The 19,296-nt window shown below is 61.8% G+C and carries 19 protein-coding genes and 1 pseudogene; 13 read left to right on the plus strand and 7 right to left on the minus strand.

Going from position 1 to position 19,296, the window contains the following annotated elements; all coding sequences use genetic code 11:
• Positions 1-547: 547 nt before the first annotated feature.
• Positions 548-1,447: a 3'-5' exonuclease gene (locus IVB41_RS12445; RefSeq protein ID WP_247431437.1), complete on the plus strand. Its 900-nt coding sequence runs from the start codon at positions 548-550 to the stop codon at positions 1,445-1,447.
• Positions 1,448-1,482: 35 nt separating this feature from the next.
• Here IVB41_RS12445 and IVB41_RS12450 read toward each other — a convergent pair whose 3' ends face one another.
• Positions 1,483-1,668: a DUF3606 domain-containing protein gene (locus IVB41_RS12450; RefSeq protein ID WP_106946902.1), complete on the minus strand. Its 186-nt coding sequence runs from the start codon at positions 1,666-1,668 to the stop codon at positions 1,483-1,485.
• Between the two features lie 379 nt (positions 1,669-2,047).
• Between IVB41_RS12450 and IVB41_RS12455 the strand changes: the two genes are divergently transcribed.
• From IVB41_RS12455 to ligD, 8 genes and pseudogenes are all read left to right on the plus strand, one after another.
• Entirely contained in the window at positions 2,048-2,368 is a 321-nt protein-coding gene (locus IVB41_RS12455) for a PepSY domain-containing protein (RefSeq protein ID WP_204513968.1), read from the plus strand.
• A 35-nt stretch (positions 2,369-2,403) separates the two neighbouring features.
• A complete protein-coding gene (locus IVB41_RS12460; protein WP_247431440.1) occupies positions 2,404-3,024 on the plus strand; it encodes a general stress protein in 621 nt (206 codons plus the stop codon).
• Positions 3,025-3,095: 71 nt separating this feature from the next.
• A pseudogene (locus tag IVB41_RS12465) lies at positions 3,096-3,553 on the plus strand (YidB family protein).
• Positions 3,554-3,578: 25 nt separating this feature from the next.
• Complete coding sequence (locus IVB41_RS12470) at positions 3,579-3,842, plus strand: GlsB/YeaQ/YmgE family stress response membrane protein (protein ID WP_247392912.1); 264 nt, start codon at positions 3,579-3,581, stop codon at positions 3,840-3,842.
• A 62-nt stretch (positions 3,843-3,904) separates the two neighbouring features.
• Positions 3,905-4,243 carry a hypothetical protein gene (locus IVB41_RS12475; RefSeq protein WP_346770836.1) on the plus strand — a complete coding sequence of 113 codons (339 nt, stop codon included), beginning with the start codon at positions 3,905-3,907 and terminating at the stop codon, positions 4,241-4,243.
• A gap of 1,273 nt (positions 4,244-5,516) precedes the next feature.
• Positions 5,517-7,199: a DNA polymerase/3'-5' exonuclease PolX gene (locus IVB41_RS12485; RefSeq protein ID WP_247431450.1), complete on the plus strand. Its 1,683-nt coding sequence runs from the start codon at positions 5,517-5,519 to the stop codon at positions 7,197-7,199.
• Complete coding sequence (locus tag IVB41_RS12490) at positions 7,199-7,762, plus strand: MOSC domain-containing protein (protein ID WP_247431453.1); 564 nt, start codon at positions 7,199-7,201, stop codon at positions 7,760-7,762. Before IVB41_RS12485 ends, IVB41_RS12490 begins: the two co-directional genes overlap by 1 nt.
• 12 nt (positions 7,763-7,774) lie before the next feature.
• Complete coding sequence (gene ligD, locus IVB41_RS12495; RefSeq protein ID WP_247431456.1) at positions 7,775-8,722, plus strand: non-homologous end-joining DNA ligase; 948 nt, start codon at positions 7,775-7,777, stop codon at positions 8,720-8,722.
• Positions 8,723-8,753: 31 nt separating this feature from the next.
• Here ligD and IVB41_RS12500 read toward each other — a convergent pair whose 3' ends face one another.
• The gene (locus IVB41_RS12500; protein WP_247431460.1) at positions 8,754-9,578 is read right to left on the minus strand and encodes a ribonuclease HII; all 825 of its coding nucleotides are present in this window, start codon (positions 9,576-9,578) and stop codon (positions 8,754-8,756) included.
• Positions 9,579-9,809: 231 nt separating this feature from the next.
• Here IVB41_RS12500 and IVB41_RS12505 point away from each other — a divergent pair, with 231 nt between their 5' ends.
• The 4 genes from IVB41_RS12505 (at position 9,810) to IVB41_RS12520 (ending at position 13,020) form a co-directional block, all read left to right on the plus strand.
• The gene (locus IVB41_RS12505; protein ID WP_247431464.1) at positions 9,810-10,919 is read left to right on the plus strand and encodes a DNA topoisomerase IB; all 1,110 of its coding nucleotides are present in this window, start codon (positions 9,810-9,812) and stop codon (positions 10,917-10,919) included.
• 212 nt (positions 10,920-11,131) lie between these two features.
• Positions 11,132-12,280 carry a YihY/virulence factor BrkB family protein gene (locus IVB41_RS12510; RefSeq protein WP_247431468.1) on the plus strand — a complete coding sequence of 383 codons (1,149 nt, stop codon included), beginning with the start codon at positions 11,132-11,134 and terminating at the stop codon, positions 12,278-12,280.
• 28 nt (positions 12,281-12,308) lie between these two features.
• A complete protein-coding gene (locus tag IVB41_RS12515; RefSeq protein WP_247431471.1) occupies positions 12,309-12,623 on the plus strand; it encodes a hypothetical protein in 315 nt (104 codons plus the stop codon).
• A gap of 136 nt (positions 12,624-12,759) precedes the next feature.
• Positions 12,760-13,020 (plus strand): SemiSWEET family sugar transporter, encoded by a 261-nt coding sequence (locus IVB41_RS12520; RefSeq protein WP_247431473.1) that lies wholly within the window; start codon positions 12,760-12,762, stop codon positions 13,018-13,020.
• Positions 13,021-13,434: 414 nt separating this feature from the next.
• Here the strand turns inward: IVB41_RS12520 and IVB41_RS12525 are convergent, their stop codons facing one another.
• The 5 genes from IVB41_RS12525 to IVB41_RS12545 form a co-directional block, all read right to left on the minus strand.
• Positions 13,435-13,845 (minus strand): hypothetical protein, encoded by a 411-nt coding sequence (locus tag IVB41_RS12525; protein WP_247431476.1) that lies wholly within the window; start codon positions 13,843-13,845, stop codon positions 13,435-13,437.
• 16 nt (positions 13,846-13,861) lie between these two features.
• Complete coding sequence (locus tag IVB41_RS12530; protein WP_247431479.1) at positions 13,862-14,062, minus strand: hypothetical protein; 201 nt, start codon at positions 14,060-14,062, stop codon at positions 13,862-13,864.
• 782 nt (positions 14,063-14,844) lie between these two features.
• The gene (locus tag IVB41_RS12535; protein WP_247431484.1) at positions 14,845-17,175 is read right to left on the minus strand and encodes a S8/S53 family peptidase; all 2,331 of its coding nucleotides are present in this window, start codon (positions 17,173-17,175) and stop codon (positions 14,845-14,847) included.
• An 8-nt stretch (positions 17,176-17,183) separates the two neighbouring features.
• Positions 17,184-18,023, minus strand: coding sequence for a trypsin-like serine protease (locus IVB41_RS12540; RefSeq protein WP_247431487.1), 840 nt, complete (start codon positions 18,021-18,023; stop codon positions 17,184-17,186).
• A gap of 15 nt (positions 18,024-18,038) precedes the next feature.
• Entirely contained in the window at positions 18,039-19,199 is a 1,161-nt protein-coding gene (locus tag IVB41_RS12545) for a hypothetical protein (protein WP_247431490.1), read from the minus strand.
• Between the last annotated feature and the right edge of the window lie 97 nt (positions 19,200-19,296).

Genomic DNA, 19,296 nt, shown 5'->3' on the forward strand with positions numbered 1-19,296 from the left:
GCCTCTGAACGCGGACCTAGCAGCCTGAGAGGGGGTGGGGGAAGGCGTAGCGCCTTGCACCGGCAACGAGCTGCCACGTAGGCGACTCTTCCGCCAGGTTGCCCTCGGCAGACCCCCGGAGGCGAGTGAGTTCTGACCACGCCAGCGCGGCGGTGATCCATCTCTGCCGCTCTCCGTTGGTTTCGGCGGCAAGCTTCATCGCCGCGACGGCCTCGCGCTTGGGGTCATACTCGAGATCCATGGATACAAATATAGTTGCAGATCGTAAACGAGCACGCACCAGTGGGACCGTAGCAATCCGGGGTCGGCACCATACGCGGACCCTGTCCAGCCGTCCGGAGTGGCGGCCCCGATCCGCCCCATTCATCGGCGCGGGACCTCCGGAGCGCTCGCGATCGATAGCCCTTGCGCGAGCGGCCCGCAACGGAGTCCAACTGCACCGACACTTCCGAAAAGCCCGTGAATTGCTCGTCTTTCAGGTATCTCCCGACCGGCCTCCCCGGTATTCTGGGGCTCGGGGTACCGGTTCGGCTCACCATGAGAAGAGATGTTTCAAGACGCATCGGATCTGGCCGCGATGGCCGAGGTACTAGGCCGATCGAGCGACTACCGGGTGCTGCGGCGCCTGATACCACGGCCAACGTCGATGCCGGCCTCCGGACAGGAAACGAGGATCGGCATCCTGCTCGACACCGAAACCACCGGCCTCGACCACCGCAAAGACGAAGTCATCGAGCTCGGCATGGTCAAGTTCGCCTACACGCCGGACGGGCGCATCATTGATGTCAGGGACACGTTCTCCGCCTTCAATGAGCCGTCCGAGCCGATCCCGGCCGAGATCACGGCGCTTACCGGCATCACCGACGAAATGGTGGCCGGCCACAGCATCGACGAGGCCGCCGTGAACGCCTTCGTCGACGATTCCGTGGTCCTGGTCATCGCGCATAATAGTGGATTCGATCGGAAGTTTTCCGAACGCTACTGGCCCGTCTTCGAGCGCAAGGCGTGGGCATGCTCCGCGACCGAGGTCCAGTGGCGGCAGCACGGCTTCGATGGAGCGAAGCTCGGCTACCTTCTGAATGGCGCCGGCTATTTTCACCAGGCGCACCGCGCGGTTGACGACTGTCACGCGCTGCTCGAGATCTTGGACTTCGACCTACCAACGACCGGCGCGCCCGCGCTCGCCGTCCTGCTCGAGACCGCACGACAGAAGACCATCCGGATCTGGGCCGAACAGTCGCCGTTCGAACTAAAGGATTCGCTGAAGCGGCGCGGCTATCGCTGGAGCGACGGCACGGACGGTCGGCCAAAGTCCTGGTACGTCGACGTCTGCGAGTCCGCGCTCGACGCGGAGCTCGCATTTCTCCGGTCAGAGATCTATCTCCGCGACGTGGAGCCGCGGCTGCAGACGCTGACCGCTTTCACGCGCTTCTCCAGCCGGATCTGAGGCCGGCAGCTCGGGAAGAAGCTGCCGCCTGCGCATCAGCGCCCGAGACGCTTCTCGACCCGCTTACGGGAATTGCCTACTTTCTTGACCGCCTTCTTGACCGCGGGCGCGGACCGTCCGGTCTTCTTCGCCTCATAGCCGACTTCGTGCTTCTGCCCGCCTGCGACGCGCGCCCGGTCCTGCTTACGTCCTCGCGCAGTCTTCTTCTTCGCGGCTGCCATCAAGTCCTCCTTCTGCGAATCTGTAAGGATTCGCAGGTTCCGCAACGGTCCCTCTATCCGAGCGCGACGGCGGGCGGCAACCGGGATGGACCGGCCTGCATCGGCGTAACTCGACAGGTGTATCCAGCACCTCCTGTCGCGGCTGCTTCGATGCTTCCAAGAGTGGTCGCGCCAAGTCGAACCAAACGAATGATGTCGTCAAGAGGCAGCACTGTTCGGCGTCATGAGGCGAGGACGCAGACCTCGCGCAGTACGCGACGGCGCCAGCTGCCATCTTGTAGTTGCCCTGAGGACCCTTCAACCCAAGCCGACCGGACCGGGAAAAATTGGAACTTCTCGGACCAGCACCTGTTGTGCCGTGCCACTATTGGAGGACGACATGAACAATAAATTTCTTCTTCTGCTGACGGCGGCCTCGCTACTCGCCGGCCCGTCGTTTGCGCAAAAGCCGCCGGCTGCCGATCGGCCCAACAATAATGCGGTCAACAGTTCTGGCCAGAACAATTCCAGCAAGCCGGTTGCAGGCGCCAACAGCTTCACCGAGGGGCAGGCCAAATCCAAGATCGAGGACGCGGGCTACACGAACGTCACATCGCTGAAGAAGGACGACAACGGCGTTTGGCGCGGAAAGGCCAGTAAAGGCGGCGCCTCATCCAATGTGAGCCTGGATTTCCAGGGCAACGTCAACGCGGCCAAATAATTTCGCGCAGCAGCGAAGATTTAGAGGGATTCAAGATGACCATTACGATTTCACGTCTCTACGACAACTATTCCGATGCGCAGCGCGCGGTGGCGAGCCTGGAGGCCGCGGGCGTGCCGCATTCGGATTTGAGCATCGTCGCGAACAATTCGGACAACTGGTACAGCACCGACAAGAAGGTCGATCGCGATCGCGATGGGGTTGACGATCGGGCGGAAGGCGCGGCTACGGGAGCGGGCCTCGGCGCAGGTCTTGGTGGCGCGGCCGGCTTGCTCGCGGGCCTTGGTTTGTTGGCTATCCCTGGCCTCGGTCCGGTAGTGGCGGCCGGATGGCTCGCGTCCACCGCGCTCGGCGCCGTTGCCGGCGGCGCGACGGGCGGAGTCGTCGGGGCGTTGACGCAGGCTGGCGTATCCGACGAGGAAGCACCACTCTACGCCGAAGGTGTGAGGCGCGGCGGCACGCTGGTTTCGGCTCGTGTGCCGGATGCGGATCGCGCGCGATACGAAGCGATCCTGAACCAGTCCGCCGTCAATTTGCGCGACCGAAGCGCAGCCTGGCAGAAGGCCGGGTGGAAGAGCTACGATCCCTCCGCCAAACCTTACGGCGCGGAGGAGGTCCGCAGAGAGCGCCAACTCTACGGCACCGGAATGCGATGAATAACCGGCGGCCCGCACACCAGGCGGGCCGCCATTTTCTTCACGACGATCATCGAACTCAGGAGCCGAAAATGAGCCGCGGAATGCCATCGATGACCGCCCTCCTGGTATGCTCGCAATCGCCGGTTACCAAAATAGGGACAAGCTGGCGGACATGTTTCGCAATGCGACCTCCGGTCAGCCGGCGGGTGCCAAGGACTCGTTGAGCGGGATGCTCGGCAATCTTGGCGGCCTTGCGGGAGCCGGCGGCGTCGGTTCGCTCCTGAACGGCGGGATCGGCGAATTGCTCGAGCACTTCAAGCAGAATGGACAGGGCGATGCGGCTCAATCCTGGATCAATCAGGGGCCAAACCGCGAAGTCACCTCGCCCGAACTCCAGCAGGCTATCGGTCCTGACGTTCTTCAAAAACTGGAGCAGCAGACCGGCCTGTCTCAGCAGGAGATCCTCGACCGATTATCGCGCGAACTCCCGGCAGCGGTGGACAAATACACGCCGGACGGACGCCTTCCGGCGGAATCCGCGGGATAACACTCCTCAAGACTCGAGAAAAGATATGAGCATCATCTGGACGATCATCATCGGTTTCATCGCAGGCGTCATCGCGAAGTTCATCATGCCTGGCGACAACGAGCCCTCGGGTTTCATCCTGACCACGATCCTGGGAATAGTAGGCGCGTTCGTTGCGACCTATCTTGGTCAGGCTCTCGGCTGGTATCGGCCCGGAGAAGGCGCAGGACTAGTGGGGGCGGTGGTAGGCGCCATCATCGTGCTTCTCGTCTACGGTTTTGTGGCCGGTCGCAGCCGCCGGGCCATCTAACCACCGTGAACGGAATTCTTTGCGTTAGCGGTGAATGCCCGGTGTGAAAGGTGATCGGCAAGATGAAATGGATGCTCGTTGTCCTGGTAGGGGGCATGACCCCGGTCAACACCGATCTGGTTTTCGACAAGTTTGCCGATTGCCTTTCCGCCGAGGAGCAGATGCGAAAGCACTACACCGACGCCTTCGAGGTCTGGGACCGGTGGGCCGCGGCCAATATCGAGCGAAGACGCGAATACTCAAAGGTGCGCGACCTTCAGGCCAAACGACTGCTCAGCAATATCGGTACGTGCGTTCCTCATGCGGGTGGCGATCCCGCGGCGCCTCAGCAGCAGAACAATCCGACACCTCCTCAAACTCCTCAAGCCGCACCTACGCCGCAGCCGAGTCCGAAAACGTGAGGTCTGACCGTTCGGAGCCGGGCGGTCGCGAAGTGTTGCAGCTGCTTTGCGAATCACTTTTCACCGCCGTCGGTAGGCTGAGCTCCGGCTTAGTGTCCGAGCGCGCTAGTGGATGGAAGCTGACGCTTTTGACTGATGCCTAAATGCACTCGAACAGGCCTGGGGCCTCCTCGCGCCGCAGCGCCTGACGCCGAAGGTTCTGTGGCCATCGCCTCTGTCGTCGATGCTTTAGCAGTTTTTGCATATCTTTTTCACGGTCTGGTCGACTTTGCTGTTCTCCTGATCGATCTTGGCGTCACTATCGTGTTGATCAGTGGTCGTCGGCCGACCGATGCCGCCCGCGGCGGCCCCTTGGGTATTAGAAGCAGGCGTTCCGGATGAAGCTGCGGTTCCGGCAGCATTGGTGCCGGGACTTGCGGCATTCGTGCTGTTTCCATTGACCGCTCCCTGATTGAGCCCGGATTGAGGAGTGGGAGTGCCATTGGCGATACCGGTTATCGCATCGGTGGTGCCGGTGGTTGGATTGGTATTTGCATTCGGGGCAGTAGCCGACGGGCTTGCCGTTCCGCCCGGGTTCGCAGCGCCTGCGGCTCCTGTAGCGGACGGAGATGCTGCAGTCGAACCCCCTGCAGTCGAACCCCCTGCACCTGGAGACGACGACGCACCGCCAGCGCTTCCACCGGCAGATCCGCCGGCACCGCCGCCGCCCCCACCTTGGGCAAATGCTGCGCAAGGGATGACGAGAGCTAAGACAAGTGCAATGCCAGAGCGTTTCATGGCGCGGCTCCTTTAGCGACCAAGCCACGCTGCTGCGTTTCGTTCCTAGACATTGGGTCGAGCCGACTCGGCTGGCGAGATTGAGGACCAGGCGAAATCGGCCGGCGGGAAGGTGCAGCATCCGTTCTCAAGCGAATGTGCGAAGACTTTGGGGGGGCCCTCTCAGCAGGGCCGAGGCCAGCAACCGAACTATAGGGGGAGACCAGGCGTTATCGACATTATGTCAGACGCATTCGACTACTTCCGGGCTTACGCTGTCCGCGCTCTGTGTAAGGCCCGATCTATGCCGCACGGCAGGGTGAAGCATCTGCAGCTGCTGGCCGGGCGGATCTATAATCTCCTCAAGAAAGAGGCCGCTTACGCCCCGAATGTGGAGCACCTTGAGGACTTCCGGGCAGCTCAGAAGCTTGAAAGGTCTCTCGACCGTCCGCCAGGCGAAGGCTCGGGCACTGGGAGTGGCTTTGGGTCGCAGGACGCGGGACGGGAGGCTAGTTAAATGGCCTCCCTCGACACTCGTGGTGTAGCAAGCCTGCTGCGGGAATATGCGCAGCGCACCGCCTTGCGTGGCGGCAACCCCTACCGGGCAAAAGCCTATTCTCGGGCCGCTGACAGCTTGGCAGCCCTTGCCGTCCCTCTGGACGTGCTCATCGCCGAAGACCGACTGACCGAAATCCCCGGTGTCGGCGAGGCGATCGCCGACATCATTACCAAGCTTTACAAGTGCGGCACTCATCCGAGCCTTGAAAAGCTGCGCAAGGAGTTTCCCGAGGGTGTGCTCGAGATGCTGTCGGTGCCCGGCCTCCGCCCCGAGAAGGTGCTGCGTCTATACAAGGATCTCGGCATCACTTCGCTCGCCGAGTTGGAGGCTGCCGCCAAGGACGACCGCATCAAGAAGGCCAAAGGCCTCGGCGCGGCGCTGCAGACCAAAATTCTGCAGAACCTGGCCATCGCGAAAAGCGGAGAAGGTCGCCTCCATCTGCACCGTGCGGCCGCCCTGCTCTCGCACGCCAAGGATTCGCTTCGGAAGGCCCGGCCGGAGCTCAAGCGGGTGACGATCGCAGGCGACTTCCGCCGCGGCTGCGAATTAGTGGGCGACCTCACGATTGTTGCGGAGGCTTCCAAGGCCGACAAGATGTCGAAGGCCTTCGCGACGGACGGATTGCAGATCCGCCTGTCCGATCGCAAACACTTCGGCGTCGCCCTTCTCTTCGCCACCGGCTCTGCCGCTCACATCGAGCAGCTCCGGGCGATAGCCAGCGAGAAAGGAATGCGACTGGAGAGCGACGGGTTGCACAAGGGTCGCACCCTGATCGGCGGCGACGAGGCCCAGATCTATAGCGCCCTCGACCTGCCGTTCATCGATCCTGAACTGCGGGAGGGGCGCGGAGAGGTCGAACTGGCTCAGAAGGGCAAGCTGCCGAAGCTCGTCACCGACAAGGACTTGCGCGGAATCCTTCATTGCCACACCGATGCCTCCGACGGCACGGAGACCCTGGAGACGATGGCCAAGGCCACGCGCCAGCGCGGTTTTGAATATTTCGGCGTCGCCGACCACTCCAAGTCCGCGCACTACGCGGGCGGTCTCTCGGAGGAAGAGATCAGGCAGCAGCACCGGGACGCCGACCGGTTGAACAAGCGCTTCGGCAAGGATTTCCGGATCCTCAAAGGCATCGAGTCAGACATTCTGGCCGACGGCTCGCTGGACTATGCGGACGACGTGCTGCAGCGCTTCGACTTCGTGGTCGCAAGCATCCATGGCCGCTTCAAACTCGACCGCAAGGCGCAGACGCAGCGGCTGCTGCGCGCCGTCTCCGATCCTCACACCACCATCATCGGCCATATGACCGGGCGCCAGCTCAAGCGGCGGCCAGGCTACGAAATCGATGTCGAAAAGGTGCTGCGCGCTTGCGCGAGGCACGACGTCGTCGTCGAGATCAACGCCCATCCATGGCGCCTCGACCTGGATTGGCGCTGGCACCAGGCGGCGCTGGAGTTCGGCTGCATGCTGAGCATCAATCCGGACGCGCACTCGATCCCCGAGCTCGACCACATGCACTGGGGCGTCCAGATGGCGCGCAAGGGCGGTGTCCCCGCCGACCGCGTCCTCAACGCGATGCCTCTTCCGGAAATCACGCGCTACCTCCGCCAGAAGCGGCGCTCATTCGCCCGGGCCGCCTGATGCCGAAGCCGCACCCGCTCTCCTTGGAGGGCACAGTGGTCGCAGTTGCCGCCGATCGCGGTCACCACTTCAGCAAGCCCCCTCAGGATCGGATCGTGCTGGAGGAAGGCCACGGCGTCCAAGGCGACGCCCACGCCGGCCCATTCGTCCGGCACCGTTACCTTGCCCGCCGCCGGCCACGCCTGCCCAATCTCCGGCAGGTTCACCTGATCCCGTCCGAACTCTTCGCGACGCTACTTAAGGCCGGCTTCGAGGTCGGCGCCGGCGACCTCGGCGAGAACATCAGCACCGCCGGCTTGGCCCTCGAGCGGATGCCGCTCGGCACCCTCATCGAATTAGGTCCCATGGCCGTCGTCGAGCTGACCGGTCTCCGGACGCCCTGTGTCCTCATCGACCGCTTCCGGGCCGGCCTTAAGCAACAGGTGCTCTCGTCGGCGGAAACGGGCCCTCCATTCAAATCCGGGGTGTTGGGCGTGGTACGGGCCGGCGGGATGGTCGCGGCTGGTGATACTGCGCGGATTCGCCTTCCGTCCTCCTCGTTTCGGCCTCTGCCGGCCTTGTAGAAAGTCCCAACCATGGCTCGCAAATCGGCCCTGCCATATCGCCTGCAGCCCATGCTGGCCACGTTGACGGATGCGCCGTTCGACGATCCCGATTGGGTCTTCGAGGACAAATTCGATGGTTTCCGCATGGTCGCGGAAATCCGGGGTGGTCGGGTCGCGCTCTACAGCCGCAATGGAAAGATCATCAGCCACTCCTACGTGGAGGTCGCGAAGGCGCTCGAGGGCGTGAAGGCGGACGCCGTGATCGATGGCGAGCTCGTCGCGATCGGCAAGGACGGCGCATCCCATTTCCAGTTGCTCCAGAACGCCTTGCGCCACGAGGCCAAGCTCTTGTACTGCGCGTTCGACCTCATGTTCGCGGGGGGCGAGGACCTGCGCGCGCTGCCACTCCTCGAGCGCAAGAAGCGGCTAAAGGCGATCCTGCCGCGCCACAAGCTGCTCGCGTTCAGCAACCACCGCAAAGGCAAGGGAACGAAGTTTTTTGCAGAAGCCGAGCGGAGGCATCTCGAAGGAATCATGGCCAAGCGCGCCGATAGCCCGTACGCGTCTGGACGCCGGACCGCCGATTGGCTGAAGGTGAAAACGGCGCAGCGGCAGGAGGTCGTGATCGCCGGCTTCACGGCGCCGCGGCGAACCCGGCCATTCTTCGGCGCCCTCGTGCTGGCGGTACGCGAAGGCGACGCATGGCGGTACATCGGCCACGTCGGCACCGGCTTCAGTCACCAGGTTCTCGAAGAGCTTCACGGCAAGCTCGTGAAGCTCAAGACAGGCAAGTCCCCGTTCCCCGCCAAGGTGAAGGATGAGCAGGTCACGACCTGGGTCCGTCCTTCGTTGGTCGCGGAAGTGAAGTTCGCGGAGTGGACCAGCAAGGGAGAGCTGCGCCAGCCCGTCTATCTCGGCCTGCGGTCCGACAAAAAGGCCAATGACGTCGTGCGCGAAAAGAGTTGGTCGCGCAAATAACGCCGCCAAGCCGAAGCGGACGACCTGGAGTTCAGCCGGCTTCGCGCTCGGATGCGGAAGGCCACGGCGGCAAGGGTGGCAATCCGAGAGCCTTGCGCACGGGTCCGAACGACCTCCGGTGAACTGCGCACGCGCCCAGCCTGGCGAGAGCTTCGTAATGAGCCGGAACCGGGTAGCCCTTGTGATCCGCGAAGCCGTAGCCGGGGTGTCGGACGTCGAGAGTCCGCATGACCGTGTCGCGTTCGACTTTCGCGAGGATTGACGCAGCAGCGATGCTGGCGGACTTGGCGTCGCCCTTGACGATGGCCTGCTGAGGGAGGTCGATTTCCTTCAGTCGCTTCGCGTCGATCAGCAAGTGCTGCGGCCTCAACCCTAGCCCTCGGACTGCACGCTGCATGACCTGGATGCCCGCCCAATAGATGTTGATTGTGTCGATCTCCTCGACCTCTACGAACGCCACACACCAACTCTCTGCCTTTGCCTTGATCTCCTTCGCGAGCTCTTCGCGAGCCGCGGCGTCGAGTTTCTTCGAGTCGTCGATCCCAACTATCCGCGTGCCGGGTTTCAGGATCACAGCGCCAGCGGAGACCGGCCCGGCGAGAGGGCTCATTCCAGCCTCGTCCACGCCCGCCACGGCATGAAGGCCGCTCTCCCAGAGAGAGGTTTCGAAACTGAGCATCTTGCGCAGGCGCTGTCCTTCGGACCTGTTTTCGAACCGCCGTTTGTCGATCGAAGCCAGGATGGCGCGGGCTCCCGCGCGGGTGTCGGCTCGCAAGATCTCCTCGACGCTAGTCTCGAGCGGTCTTTTCTCGACGAGATAGCGCTGACGCAGCACATCAAGTGAATACTGGGACATGGAAGCTTTCGTGGGACTGACTGTGGGGGAGCATGTCGGTGAACTTTGTGGCGATTGTCTGAAGCTAAGCTACGCCGCCCAAATGACTCGCAGCGCCCTGTCGAAAAGGAACTGGCCCGGCTCACCTGAGATGGATTGCATCCACCGATCTCAGAACGGAACTAACCGGTGTCTTCATTCCTTTACGAGGAGTGGAGCCTCGATCCCAGGGTGCTTCCGAGGGACAGGCTCATGCTCCGAGAGACCGGCAACGAAGAACAGGTTTTGGACCGTACCGCTGAAGTGGCGGCCAGCATCGCGGAAGAGGGGCTTCGGTATGTCAGCGACTCCGCGCCGGGCTACACCCGCAAGCGGACCGGAACCACTTTCAGCTATTACGACAAGGATGGAAAGCGCATCACCGATGCAGTCGTCATCCGGCGCATAAAATCAATCGGCATCCCGCCGGCCTACGAATCCGTGTGGATCTGCCCCTCGGCCAACGGCCACATGCAGGCGACCGGGCTCGATGCGAGGGGCCGCAAGCAGTATCGCTATCACTCGAAGTGGCGGGAACTCCGTGACCAGAACAAGTACGAGCACATCATCCAGTTCGCGGCCGCGCTGCCGGCCCTTCGCGCCCGGGTCGAAGCCGACATGAAACTGGGCGGACTACCTCGCGAGAAGGTGCTGGCCACGATCGTCAGTCTTCTGGAGAAGACGTTGATCCGGGTCGGCAACGCCGAGTATGCCGAAAAAAACAAGTCCTACGGCCTCACCACGATGCGCCGCAAGCACGTCGCGGTCGGGCGCGGCGTCCTTCGGTTCGACTTCACGGGCAAGTCGGGCAAACAATGGAAGCTTCGCGTCGAGGACAAACGGATCGCCGCGATCGTGAAGCGATGCGCGGAGATCCCGGGACACGAGCTCTTCAAGTACCTCGACGACGACGGACAGCCACGCACCGTCGATTCCGGCGACGTCAACGCCTACATCAAGGACATCACGGGCGAGGACTTCAGCGCCAAGGATTTCCGGACATGGGCGGGGACGGTTCTTGCGGCGTTTGCCCTCGCCGAATTCAAGAAGTACGACAGCCAGGCCGAGGCGAAGCGCAACGTGGTCGCCGCGATTGAGAACGTCTCGAAGCAGCTTGGCAACACGCCGGCCGTCTGCCGGAAGTGCTATGTGCACCCGGAAGTCTTGGACGCCTACATGTCGGGTGATCTCGTGAAGATGATCGAAGCCAAGATCGCCCAGAAGTTCAAGCGCCAGTATGCCAAGCTCACTTCCGACGAGATCATGGTGCTGGCATTTCTGCGCAAGCGTCTCGATTTTCTGAAGGCGGCCGCCTCGGTATAGGGCGTGTTCCCGGCCGGGCGGCGCGCGTCATTCGCCGACCCTCGCTTCCTCTCCGCGCTTCGGCTCGTCGACCGGCGATGCGCAGCGGCTTCGGGCATCCCGATCGTCGACCGCCTTTGCTGCTTACCGCCCGGCGGGCGCCGTCAGATCGCTGCTCATCTGAGCCGAGAAACCAATCCTCCACGATGCGATTGAATTCGCGGAGGAGATCAATGGCCCTGAACCAAAAGACACCTGCACGATCCGACGGCATCGGATGGAGCCTGGCTGGAGCGCTCGGTCTCGCGGCCGCTGCGTTCTTTTTCGATCGCATCGTTCCGCCCGATCATGTCGCCCGGTCTGGCAAGGAAGACAAGTTCCCGGAGAATCGGGAGGAGGAGCGGAACGCTTCACCCGCCAAGATGGCGACCGATGAGGGGGATCGCGGACGCCAAGCGAACTCGCCCGCCGACTTTCCTGCAAGAGGATGGAAGGACATCCTTTGGCGCATCTACGGCAACATAGGCAGTCACCGCATCTTGGCCCTCGCGGCCGGCATGACCTACTACAGCCTTCTCGCGATCTTTCCCGCGGTTGCGGCGCTCATCGCCATCTACGGCCTGTTCTCGGATCCCAGCACGATTTCAAAGCACCTCGACGACGTCGCCGGCTTTATCCCTGGCGGAGCGGTGGACGTCGCCCGCGAACAACTGACGCGCGTCGCCACGAAGGGCAATCGGAGCCTCGGTTTCGCATTCGCGACGGGGCTGGTGATCTCGCTATGGAGCGCGAACGCCGCGATGAAATCGCTGTTCGACACCCTGAACATCGTCTACGGCGAGCAAGAAAAGCGAGGGTTCTTCAAGCTGAACGCGATCTCGCTAGGATTCACCGTCGGCGGAATTGTCTTTGTGATCGCTGCGCTGGGCGGGGTTGTCGTCGTTCCCGTGGTGCTACAATACCTCGGCCTTTCAGACGCCGCTGACCTGCTGATTAGGATCGGACGGTGGCCCGCACTCTTCGTCGCGCTCGCTCTCGCCCTGTCTTGCATCTATCGCTTCGGGCCCAGTCGCGACGCGCCGCGGTGGACTTGGATCACCTGGGGGGGCGCAGCAGCAACCCTCCTGTGGCTCGCGGCCTCCGGGTTGTTCTCCTACTACGCCGCGAACTTCGGGACTTTCAATCAGACGTACGGATCCTTGGGTGCCGTCATCGGCTTCATGACATGGCTCTGGATTTCTGCGATCGTGATCCTGCTGGGCGCCGAACTCAACGCAGAGATGGAGCATCAGACGGCCCGCGACACCACGACCGGCAGGCCCAAGCCGCTCGGCGTCAGAGGCGCCAAGATGGCGGACACCATAGGGGCTGCGAGATCTTGAAATTGCTAAGCCTTGCGAGTCCGACGCTATGAATCGCTCCTATCTCGTCCAGATCTTCGTGCCGACGGAGACCGGCAAAGGCCAGCCGGTCACCAAAAACTGGTTCGACGAATTCCTGCAAGAGTTGACCGACAAGTTCGGAGGCGCGACCAGCTTCGTCCGTTCCCCCGGCCAAGGACTTTGGCGCAGCGGCGATACGACCGAGCGAGACGATGTGGCCGTCGTCGAAGTGATGGCCGCGAAGCTCGCACCCGAATTCTGGGCATCTCTCCGAGAACGGCTGAAACGTGAATTGGCTCAGGAAGAGATCGTCATCCGAGCGCAGGAAATCATCTCGCTATGATCCCTTTTGGTCGTCGCCCAGGATGGCTGGTTTGCTGCTCGGAGGTCCTTACACTGCGAGGTACTTTCGAAAGAGCCGGCAGCTCTCCTTCACCGAGATCCCTTCGGCTGGTTTTGGCGGGTAGGCGAATGGCGCCATGGTAGAATTCGCACCCTACCTCGGCGGACTCGCAGCCACACTCGCGTCCCTTTCCTACATTCCCCAAGTCAGGAAGGCATGGCCACGCGGGTCGACCGGAGACCTGTCGCTGGGCATGTTGACGGCGCTCACTGCAGGACTGGTCCTTTGGATCATCTACGGCTTAATTCGAAGCGACTGGATCATCGTCTGCGCCAACGTCGTCGGCGCGACCCTGGCCGGCACCGTTCTGGCATGCAAAATGCGGGATCTGAGATAGCGGGCGCGCTCGCTACACTTACTGCGCCGGCCAGTCACTCGCTCGATGGGTTGGCAGCCTGCTGATGCACCGTAGGTACCCGTCGACCAACGATGTCATCGGACTGTGCCCTGAGCTTGAAATGGCCGCCCTTCACGTCGGCAGAAACGAGCCGTCCATTCGAATGTGGGGTACTGGCCATCGCGCGGGCCGCGGGTCTTTGCGAGTTCGGCTGCCGTCCACCCCGTTTCGCGCCTTACCGGCTTTGAAAGAGCTCGGTGCAAAACTCCGGGGGGCCGATAGCGGGTAGGTCGGACCGGCATGGCCGCAAACAAGGTACCGGCGGCACGCTTGGGCTGGGGAAGCAATCGAGAGTCCGGGACGATCTAAGCCGCCGCGCCAGCTGGCGGCTTCTTTCTTGCGTTCCATCGCGCTTCACGAAGCAGTCGCCCTCGCCCGTTCGCGCGCCTCGCGACGGCGTTCGCGACGTTCGCGCCGCCGTTTGGCACGGTCGGCGGGCTGCCGCAGCGGAGGGACAGGCGCTGGAGCAACGATCGCCTCGGCTGGGGACGCTTGGATCGGCTCGGGCGCAGCGGGGCGGAGTTCCATGAACTCGAGCACTGCCCGTCCCTTGGACGTGATCTGCCAACCTCCGCTGATGCGTTCGACCAGACTTTGAGAAAAGATGTCGAGATCGGGGACCCTGGCCGCGAGGCGCCTGGTCCGGTCCGCCCAGTCGCGGCCACTGGTCGCCAGGATGGCCATGTCCCGCTTGAGGTCCTCCATGACGGCGAAGCCATCCGGATAGCTCACGAGGACCTTGAGGACCGTCACCTGGAAATTCACGCCCGCCCCCGCGCAATCAGCGCCACATCGAGGGCGCGCGGGACTGGGCTTCTCGGCCAACCTGCCGCAGCCCCTCGGGAGAGACCTCGCCCCTGGTAGCAGCCTCCAGGATCTTCGATGCCACGTGGGTACGTGCTCCGATCTCTCGCCGCGAGACGCTTTCGCTGACTTGATCGAGGACCGCGCGCAAAACCGCGCTGGTTGCCGTGTCGAACATAGGGTGCCCCATCAGGCAAAATCATATCCTAGCCCGGTTTTGCTGACCCAGGAATGCAGGTATTTATGCTTTGCGGGATATGGGAATATGCGCTCGGAGTTTAGGGAAGCAGCGGCGCTGCGGGCGTGCCGAGATGCGAGGCGATCGCCCGATATAGCAACGTGCTCTGCCCAGTCCCGCCGCAAGAGTTGGAAGGTCAGGATCCCCGCCCCGGCAGCCGAAAAGTCAGTTCTGTCAACACTATCGCTGACGCATGAAGCGCCGTTGGGCGCCTATCCATCCTAGGCTTAGTCGGCGCCCGCTGGAATCGTGGTGGCTGCAGCACGCCAAAACGTCGAACAGCCGTCTGACGGTAATTACGACGTCGCTGGCGCCCATTGCCGAAATCGCGAATATAGAGTTGGCCATGGAGGGGCGCGCCCTTGGGCATGGCGAGAACCACCGGCAGAGAGGCACCGGTGAGCGCACCCCAGGAGCACTGGGCGGGTCGACGACTGTCACGCCTCTTGGACTGAGCTGCTGCCAGTTTGATGGACACCGAGATTGGGTGTTTTATTAAGCTGGCGTGAAATCCATGCAGCGTCGGAACCGGGAAGCGACCGAAGATAGCACCACCTTGACTAGGCTCACCTTGCCTTTATCGCATGGAGTAGTGCATCTGCGTCTGGAAGCACTCGCGACCTACCGGCCACGTGACCGGTCCGAGTACGGCCCATCATCTAGGGACATTCCGCTATATGTCCGAGGAGATCATCGTTCGCCTAGAGCAAAGCCCGACTCACCTACGGCTGCCACAGGTCGCAGTTGTCACAGAAGGTAATGCTCTCGATGTTCCTGATGTCCAGCGTCTCGGCGGCCCCCAGCCCTAGTCCATCGGCAGATGCCACGGCCTCCTGAAATCCTATGCTGCTGAGCTGACCGCGCGCCAGCGTGCAATCCGGGGGAAAATCTATCGCCCCCTGACTGTTCGGTCCGATCTTGCGGACGACACTGACCCTTTCAGGGATGTTCGTGCGATGAACTTGGGCAAAGTTGCTCTGAACGAAGGGGACATTGCAGAGCGTGCGGCCGGGAGCCCAAGTAATGCGGCCCAGACGCATCTTCCCATCGCCCATGCGCACGACGTCAAAAGGAGTAGCGAGCGCCGTGGGAATATCGAGCACACGGGACGATCTTGTCGTTTCCCGAAGATCGCTGGAGAAGCGTCCGCTCGAGAGGATTCTTGCCTTGCGTCTTGCACCGGCCGTAAATTCCTGGAGCAGGTTGGAGGCAAAGGACGCGAGCGGAGCCGAGAACGACGTGCCGCTCAGCACAACCGGCTCGAATTTTTCTAACGCACTGTTCCAGGACAATGTCGGTACCGCGCAACCCGGTGCTCCGATATCCACAAAGGATCTGCTCTTATTGGACTTCGGCCAATATTTGTTGTCGGACGAGACCGCACCGACCGTCAGCACGTTCCGCTTGGAAGTGCCGCCCCATTGCGCCGGAATAATGCCGACCACGTCGGAACCGTCATTGCCGGCCGCCATTACGAAGAGAACTTGTTGTTGCCCGTCGAAATAGCCGGTGAAGTCAGGCGCCTCTTCCATTGTCTCGATATTGAACTTGAGGCTGAGATTGACCGATACGATATCGGCTTGACCCCAGCCTGTTCCGGACAGGCTTCGTGTGACGGCGTTGGCATCGACTCCCAGCTTGTTGCCGGGCAGCCGCTGGTACCCCATCAGGTCGACAATGAACCCGCCTTCCGTATTTAGGTGTTGCCATAGCCATCCTTCGCGCAGGAGCTCCGCTCCTCCGAGCGCAAGCGCGAGCACGCCGACGCCATGGCTGGCATTCTCCGAGTTCTCGTTGAAGTATTCCGGCGGACGCGCGACGGTCCACAAGAAGCGCTCTCTCAGTGGATCGTCATCGCGTGGACTGGGATGGAAGAAATTCTTGTCGAAGGGAGCTGTACCGACCTGCCCGCGCGGAAAGCCGGTGTCTAGAATCAGCAGTCTGCCTGTGAGCGGCATTTTGCCGATCCGTTTGCGCGCTTCGACGACGGTCTTGAGCTCGTCAAGATCGATCGGCCATATTCTGGCCGCGCCGGCGGCGCAGTCGCCAGCGTCACCACTCAGCGGTTCGGCGAAGTACGGAGTAAACTGCGACAATTGGCCGACCGCGGAGGCGGTCGGCGGCAAAGAAGCGAAGATCTCCTTGGCGGCGGCTTTGACATCGGCGCCCTCCTTGAGGGTGAGATGATATCCGCCAGGCGCAAAATCCGACGTAACAACGCTGGAGCCGGTGGGCAGTCTGTTGAAGTCGGTCGTCTGATTTGACGCCCGAACATCTTGCGCTCGTGCGGTCCGTTCGAAGGCGATCGAATTGAGGATCAGGGTGCTGTCGAGAGACGTGGCGTCCGCCGCGAGAGATCCTTTCAACAGCTTCTTGTATTGTTCGTTCGCGGCGGGATCGAGAATTCGTGCGCTGTCGAAGCCCGCGACGATGGCGGGGCCCTGCTGTGCCAATTTCCGCGGAATCCTTTTGTTGAGATGGTCGAAGCCTATCAGCTGGCCACCCCAATCCGCGTTGGGGACATCCTCTAGCGCCGTCGTCGTACTCGCGCTTGCGATCCACTTCGTGCTCTGGGTAGGCGCGGCAGGAGACGGCTCCATCTTGCGCAAAGCATCCTGCAATGTGCGCGCTGTGGTCGGGGTCAACTTACCCCATTCGACCCGCGTGCTCGATGCCTTGACCGTCGCAAGCTGCTCGTCCGCATAGAGGCAGGCCGGAAAGACCAGCGTCGAGTCCTTGGTCAGAATGGTCTTGCCGCTTCGAATATCCTCGTTGCCGGCATTGGCCGACAGAAAAACGGGAAGATAGTAGCGCCGTGCATTGGCGGTACCGCAAATCTCCGCGATCAGCTTGAAGATGTCCGAATTGGCCTTGGCCGGCACCGTCCGCTCTTTTCCGAGCTTGGCGGCCGCTACCACCAGCTCCGGAGTGAGCTTGGTCGTTTTGATCAGAAGTTCCTTGCTGGTGTCCTGCGCAAGGGCCGATGCCGAAGTCAAATAGAGTTCAAGCAAGTAAACCAGGCAACAGGAAACGAGCAGCTTGCGAGCGCGCATCGTGACCCTCAAGGAGAGAATCGATCGTGACAAAATTGCGCGTCCTGGTGAACGCCACATATGCGCGTCTTCCTGTCGTCCGCCCAGTCGCGGATGAAGTCCGCCATCACGCCCGTCAGTCCTGTTATCGCCGAGACGCGATTGATCGCGATATAGCCCGAATTGATGCCGACGATCGACCGTGGGTTTATCGGCTGGTCGTCGACCGCAAGGAGGTAGGCGGAGCCGCCGCTGTCGCCCGGACAAATCACTACTCCGCCGCGGGTTCGAGCATGGCCGGTCGGCAGCGCGGCCAACTGAAACACCTTCGCACTGCCGCCATAAAGCTCCCCCTCGCCGGCGAGAGTATTCACATTGCGGCAGCCATATCCGAGCAGAAAGAGGTTGCTGTCGACGCGAATGCGCGTCGACCTCAGATCAAGATTCTCAAATCCAATGTTGTTCGGAAAATCTTTCGAGCTGTAACACAATGCGACATCGGCCTCGAGCGTATCACGAACGAAAAGCGGATGAGTGGTGCAGTCGATGGGGAATGTATCGGCGCCCAACTCCACTTTCGCCTGTCTCGCTCCCGCGATGCAATGCGCCGCCGTTATCACCGTGCGGGAGCCGACGATGGTGCTCGTGCAGGCGAAATTGTCCGACAGAAAGTATTTTAGAGTTGCCGGCCAGGTGGTCACGTCCTGTCTGGTGCCGCCGTCGACCTGGGGCGCGCCTGCGCCCGTAGGCGTAGCCTTTTTCATGACGATTTCGTCAGCACAACCGCACGAAATGCCTCCGAGCGCGAGCAGCAGCGCGGCAGCGCTCAATAGCGTTGTCGCGGGCCGGCGACGAGATCCATCCAACATGACGGCGCTCCAGCGCTACTGCTTCGGCTGGGCGCGGAATAGCGACCAAACAAAGTCCAGTTGAGTATAGCGAAGGGTTGGTTTGCCATTTGCGTCTTTGGTAACGAACCAGTTCGGGTCCGGCGGTCCGTTAGCGCCCTCGCCGTTTGGCATAAAGATGGGCAGCCGATCATTGCCATTCGCGCCAATGGTCGCGCGCGAATGACAAGTGATGCACGACGAGCTCTTCTGGAATCCCCCTTCGGGTTGGGAATTGGCGAGCAATGTGATGTTTCCACGCGAGTCGACAAAGTCTGTTTGTGTGCCCCTAAGCCGGAAGAACGCCCATTTTGTTCCCTGCAAGCCGATCCCGTTGGGCGCCAGGTTACAGTTGTACGGAGCGGTCGGGCACGCAAAGCTGTCTCGGGATTCGAGCATCCATGGCTCGTTGCCGGGGCGCGTCGGATTGTCGACGTGTTCGAAGGTTGCCCAGAACCAGTTTGGCAGGTCCTTCGTGGTAATATGGAGCGCGGTGAGGCCGAAAATGATCGTCGAATTGCCCTGCCGGAGCGTCGTCCAGTGGTACCGCGGTTTGTCCGCTTCGGAAATCACGCGCCATTGCGCCTTGATCTCCTTCGCCGGGAGCGGAAATGAGATCGCCAATTGGCCGACCTTTGCAAGCGCATTTTGGCCGTCGCGATTGTAAAGCGTCTTGCTGCGGACGAATTCGTAAGTCTCTTTGTTGAGGCGCGTTTCATTGATCTGGTTTATCGCGGCCGTCGGATCGAAAGCCGGCTGCAAAATTCCAAGTTGATTGTCGCGGGCGATCTGCTGCAGCGGCCTGGGGTCTACGTCGATCGCATCTCGCGAGGCGACGACGGCCGGCTGGTCCAACCAATCTCCAGGATCCTTTCCATCCGATCGGAAGACCTCGCCGCGCGCGTTCTTCCAGGTTTCCCAGACAACCGGTCCGTCGGCACCGAACTTTGCGGCAGGATTTGCCGCGCGCTTGGTGGCATCTGCGGGCCAATTCAGCGCAACAAACAATTTCCATGCGTACTCGTCGGGACGATTGAGCGCAGCCGCCGTGTCCTGCGGAATGTCATACGGCTCGCTTTTGGCGGATGTCACCAACGAAAGGCAAACCGCTGTCAGAACCGTGAAACGTCCAAAGAGGGCCGGAACCAGGCGATTCATCGCAGCCTCCGATATCAATAAAATATTCCGGCATCATCGGTCGCGCGACCGAAAGATGTCAAGTTGAAATTTTCAATTGAAGATGGCAACGTTCCGA

The organism is Bradyrhizobium sp. 44, assembly GCF_023073095.1.
GTDB lineage: Bacteria > Pseudomonadota > Alphaproteobacteria > Rhizobiales > Xanthobacteraceae > Bradyrhizobium.

Bases quoted from the DNA above. Each gene is read 5' to 3' on its own strand.
- IVB41_RS12445 (WP_247431437.1), top strand. From the start codon at position 548: ATGTTTCAAGACGCATCGGATCTGGCCGCGATGGCCGAGGTACTAGGC.
- IVB41_RS12450 (WP_106946902.1), bottom strand. From the start codon at position 1,668: ATGGCAGCCGCGAAGAAGAAGACTGCGCGAGGACGTAAGCAGGACCGG.
- IVB41_RS12455 (WP_204513968.1), top strand. From the start codon at position 2,048: ATGAACAATAAATTTCTTCTTCTGCTGACGGCGGCCTCGCTACTCGCC.
- IVB41_RS12460 (WP_247431440.1), top strand. From the start codon at position 2,404: ATGACCATTACGATTTCACGTCTCTACGACAACTATTCCGATGCGCAG.
- IVB41_RS12470 (WP_247392912.1), top strand. From the start codon at position 3,579: ATGAGCATCATCTGGACGATCATCATCGGTTTCATCGCAGGCGTCATC.
- IVB41_RS12475 (WP_346770836.1), top strand. From the start codon at position 3,905: ATGAAATGGATGCTCGTTGTCCTGGTAGGGGGCATGACCCCGGTCAAC.
- IVB41_RS12485 (WP_247431450.1), top strand. From the start codon at position 5,517: ATGGCCTCCCTCGACACTCGTGGTGTAGCAAGCCTGCTGCGGGAATAT.
- IVB41_RS12490 (WP_247431453.1), top strand. From the start codon at position 7,199: ATGCCGAAGCCGCACCCGCTCTCCTTGGAGGGCACAGTGGTCGCAGTT.
- ligD (WP_247431456.1), top strand. From the start codon at position 7,775: ATGGCTCGCAAATCGGCCCTGCCATATCGCCTGCAGCCCATGCTGGCC.
- IVB41_RS12500 (WP_247431460.1), bottom strand. From the start codon at position 9,578: ATGTCCCAGTATTCACTTGATGTGCTGCGTCAGCGCTATCTCGTCGAG.
- IVB41_RS12505 (WP_247431464.1), top strand. From the start codon at position 9,810: ATGCTCCGAGAGACCGGCAACGAAGAACAGGTTTTGGACCGTACCGCT.
- IVB41_RS12510 (WP_247431468.1), top strand. From the start codon at position 11,132: ATGGCCCTGAACCAAAAGACACCTGCACGATCCGACGGCATCGGATGG.
- IVB41_RS12515 (WP_247431471.1), top strand. From the start codon at position 12,309: ATGAATCGCTCCTATCTCGTCCAGATCTTCGTGCCGACGGAGACCGGC.
- IVB41_RS12520 (WP_247431473.1), top strand. From the start codon at position 12,760: ATGGTAGAATTCGCACCCTACCTCGGCGGACTCGCAGCCACACTCGCG.
- IVB41_RS12530 (WP_247431479.1), bottom strand. From the start codon at position 14,062: ATGTTCGACACGGCAACCAGCGCGGTTTTGCGCGCGGTCCTCGATCAA.
- IVB41_RS12535 (WP_247431484.1), bottom strand. From the start codon at position 17,175: ATGCGCGCTCGCAAGCTGCTCGTTTCCTGTTGCCTGGTTTACTTGCTT.
- IVB41_RS12540 (WP_247431487.1), bottom strand. From the start codon at position 18,023: ATGTTGGATGGATCTCGTCGCCGGCCCGCGACAACGCTATTGAGCGCT.
- IVB41_RS12545 (WP_247431490.1), bottom strand. From the start codon at position 19,199: ATGAATCGCCTGGTTCCGGCCCTCTTTGGACGTTTCACGGTTCTGACA.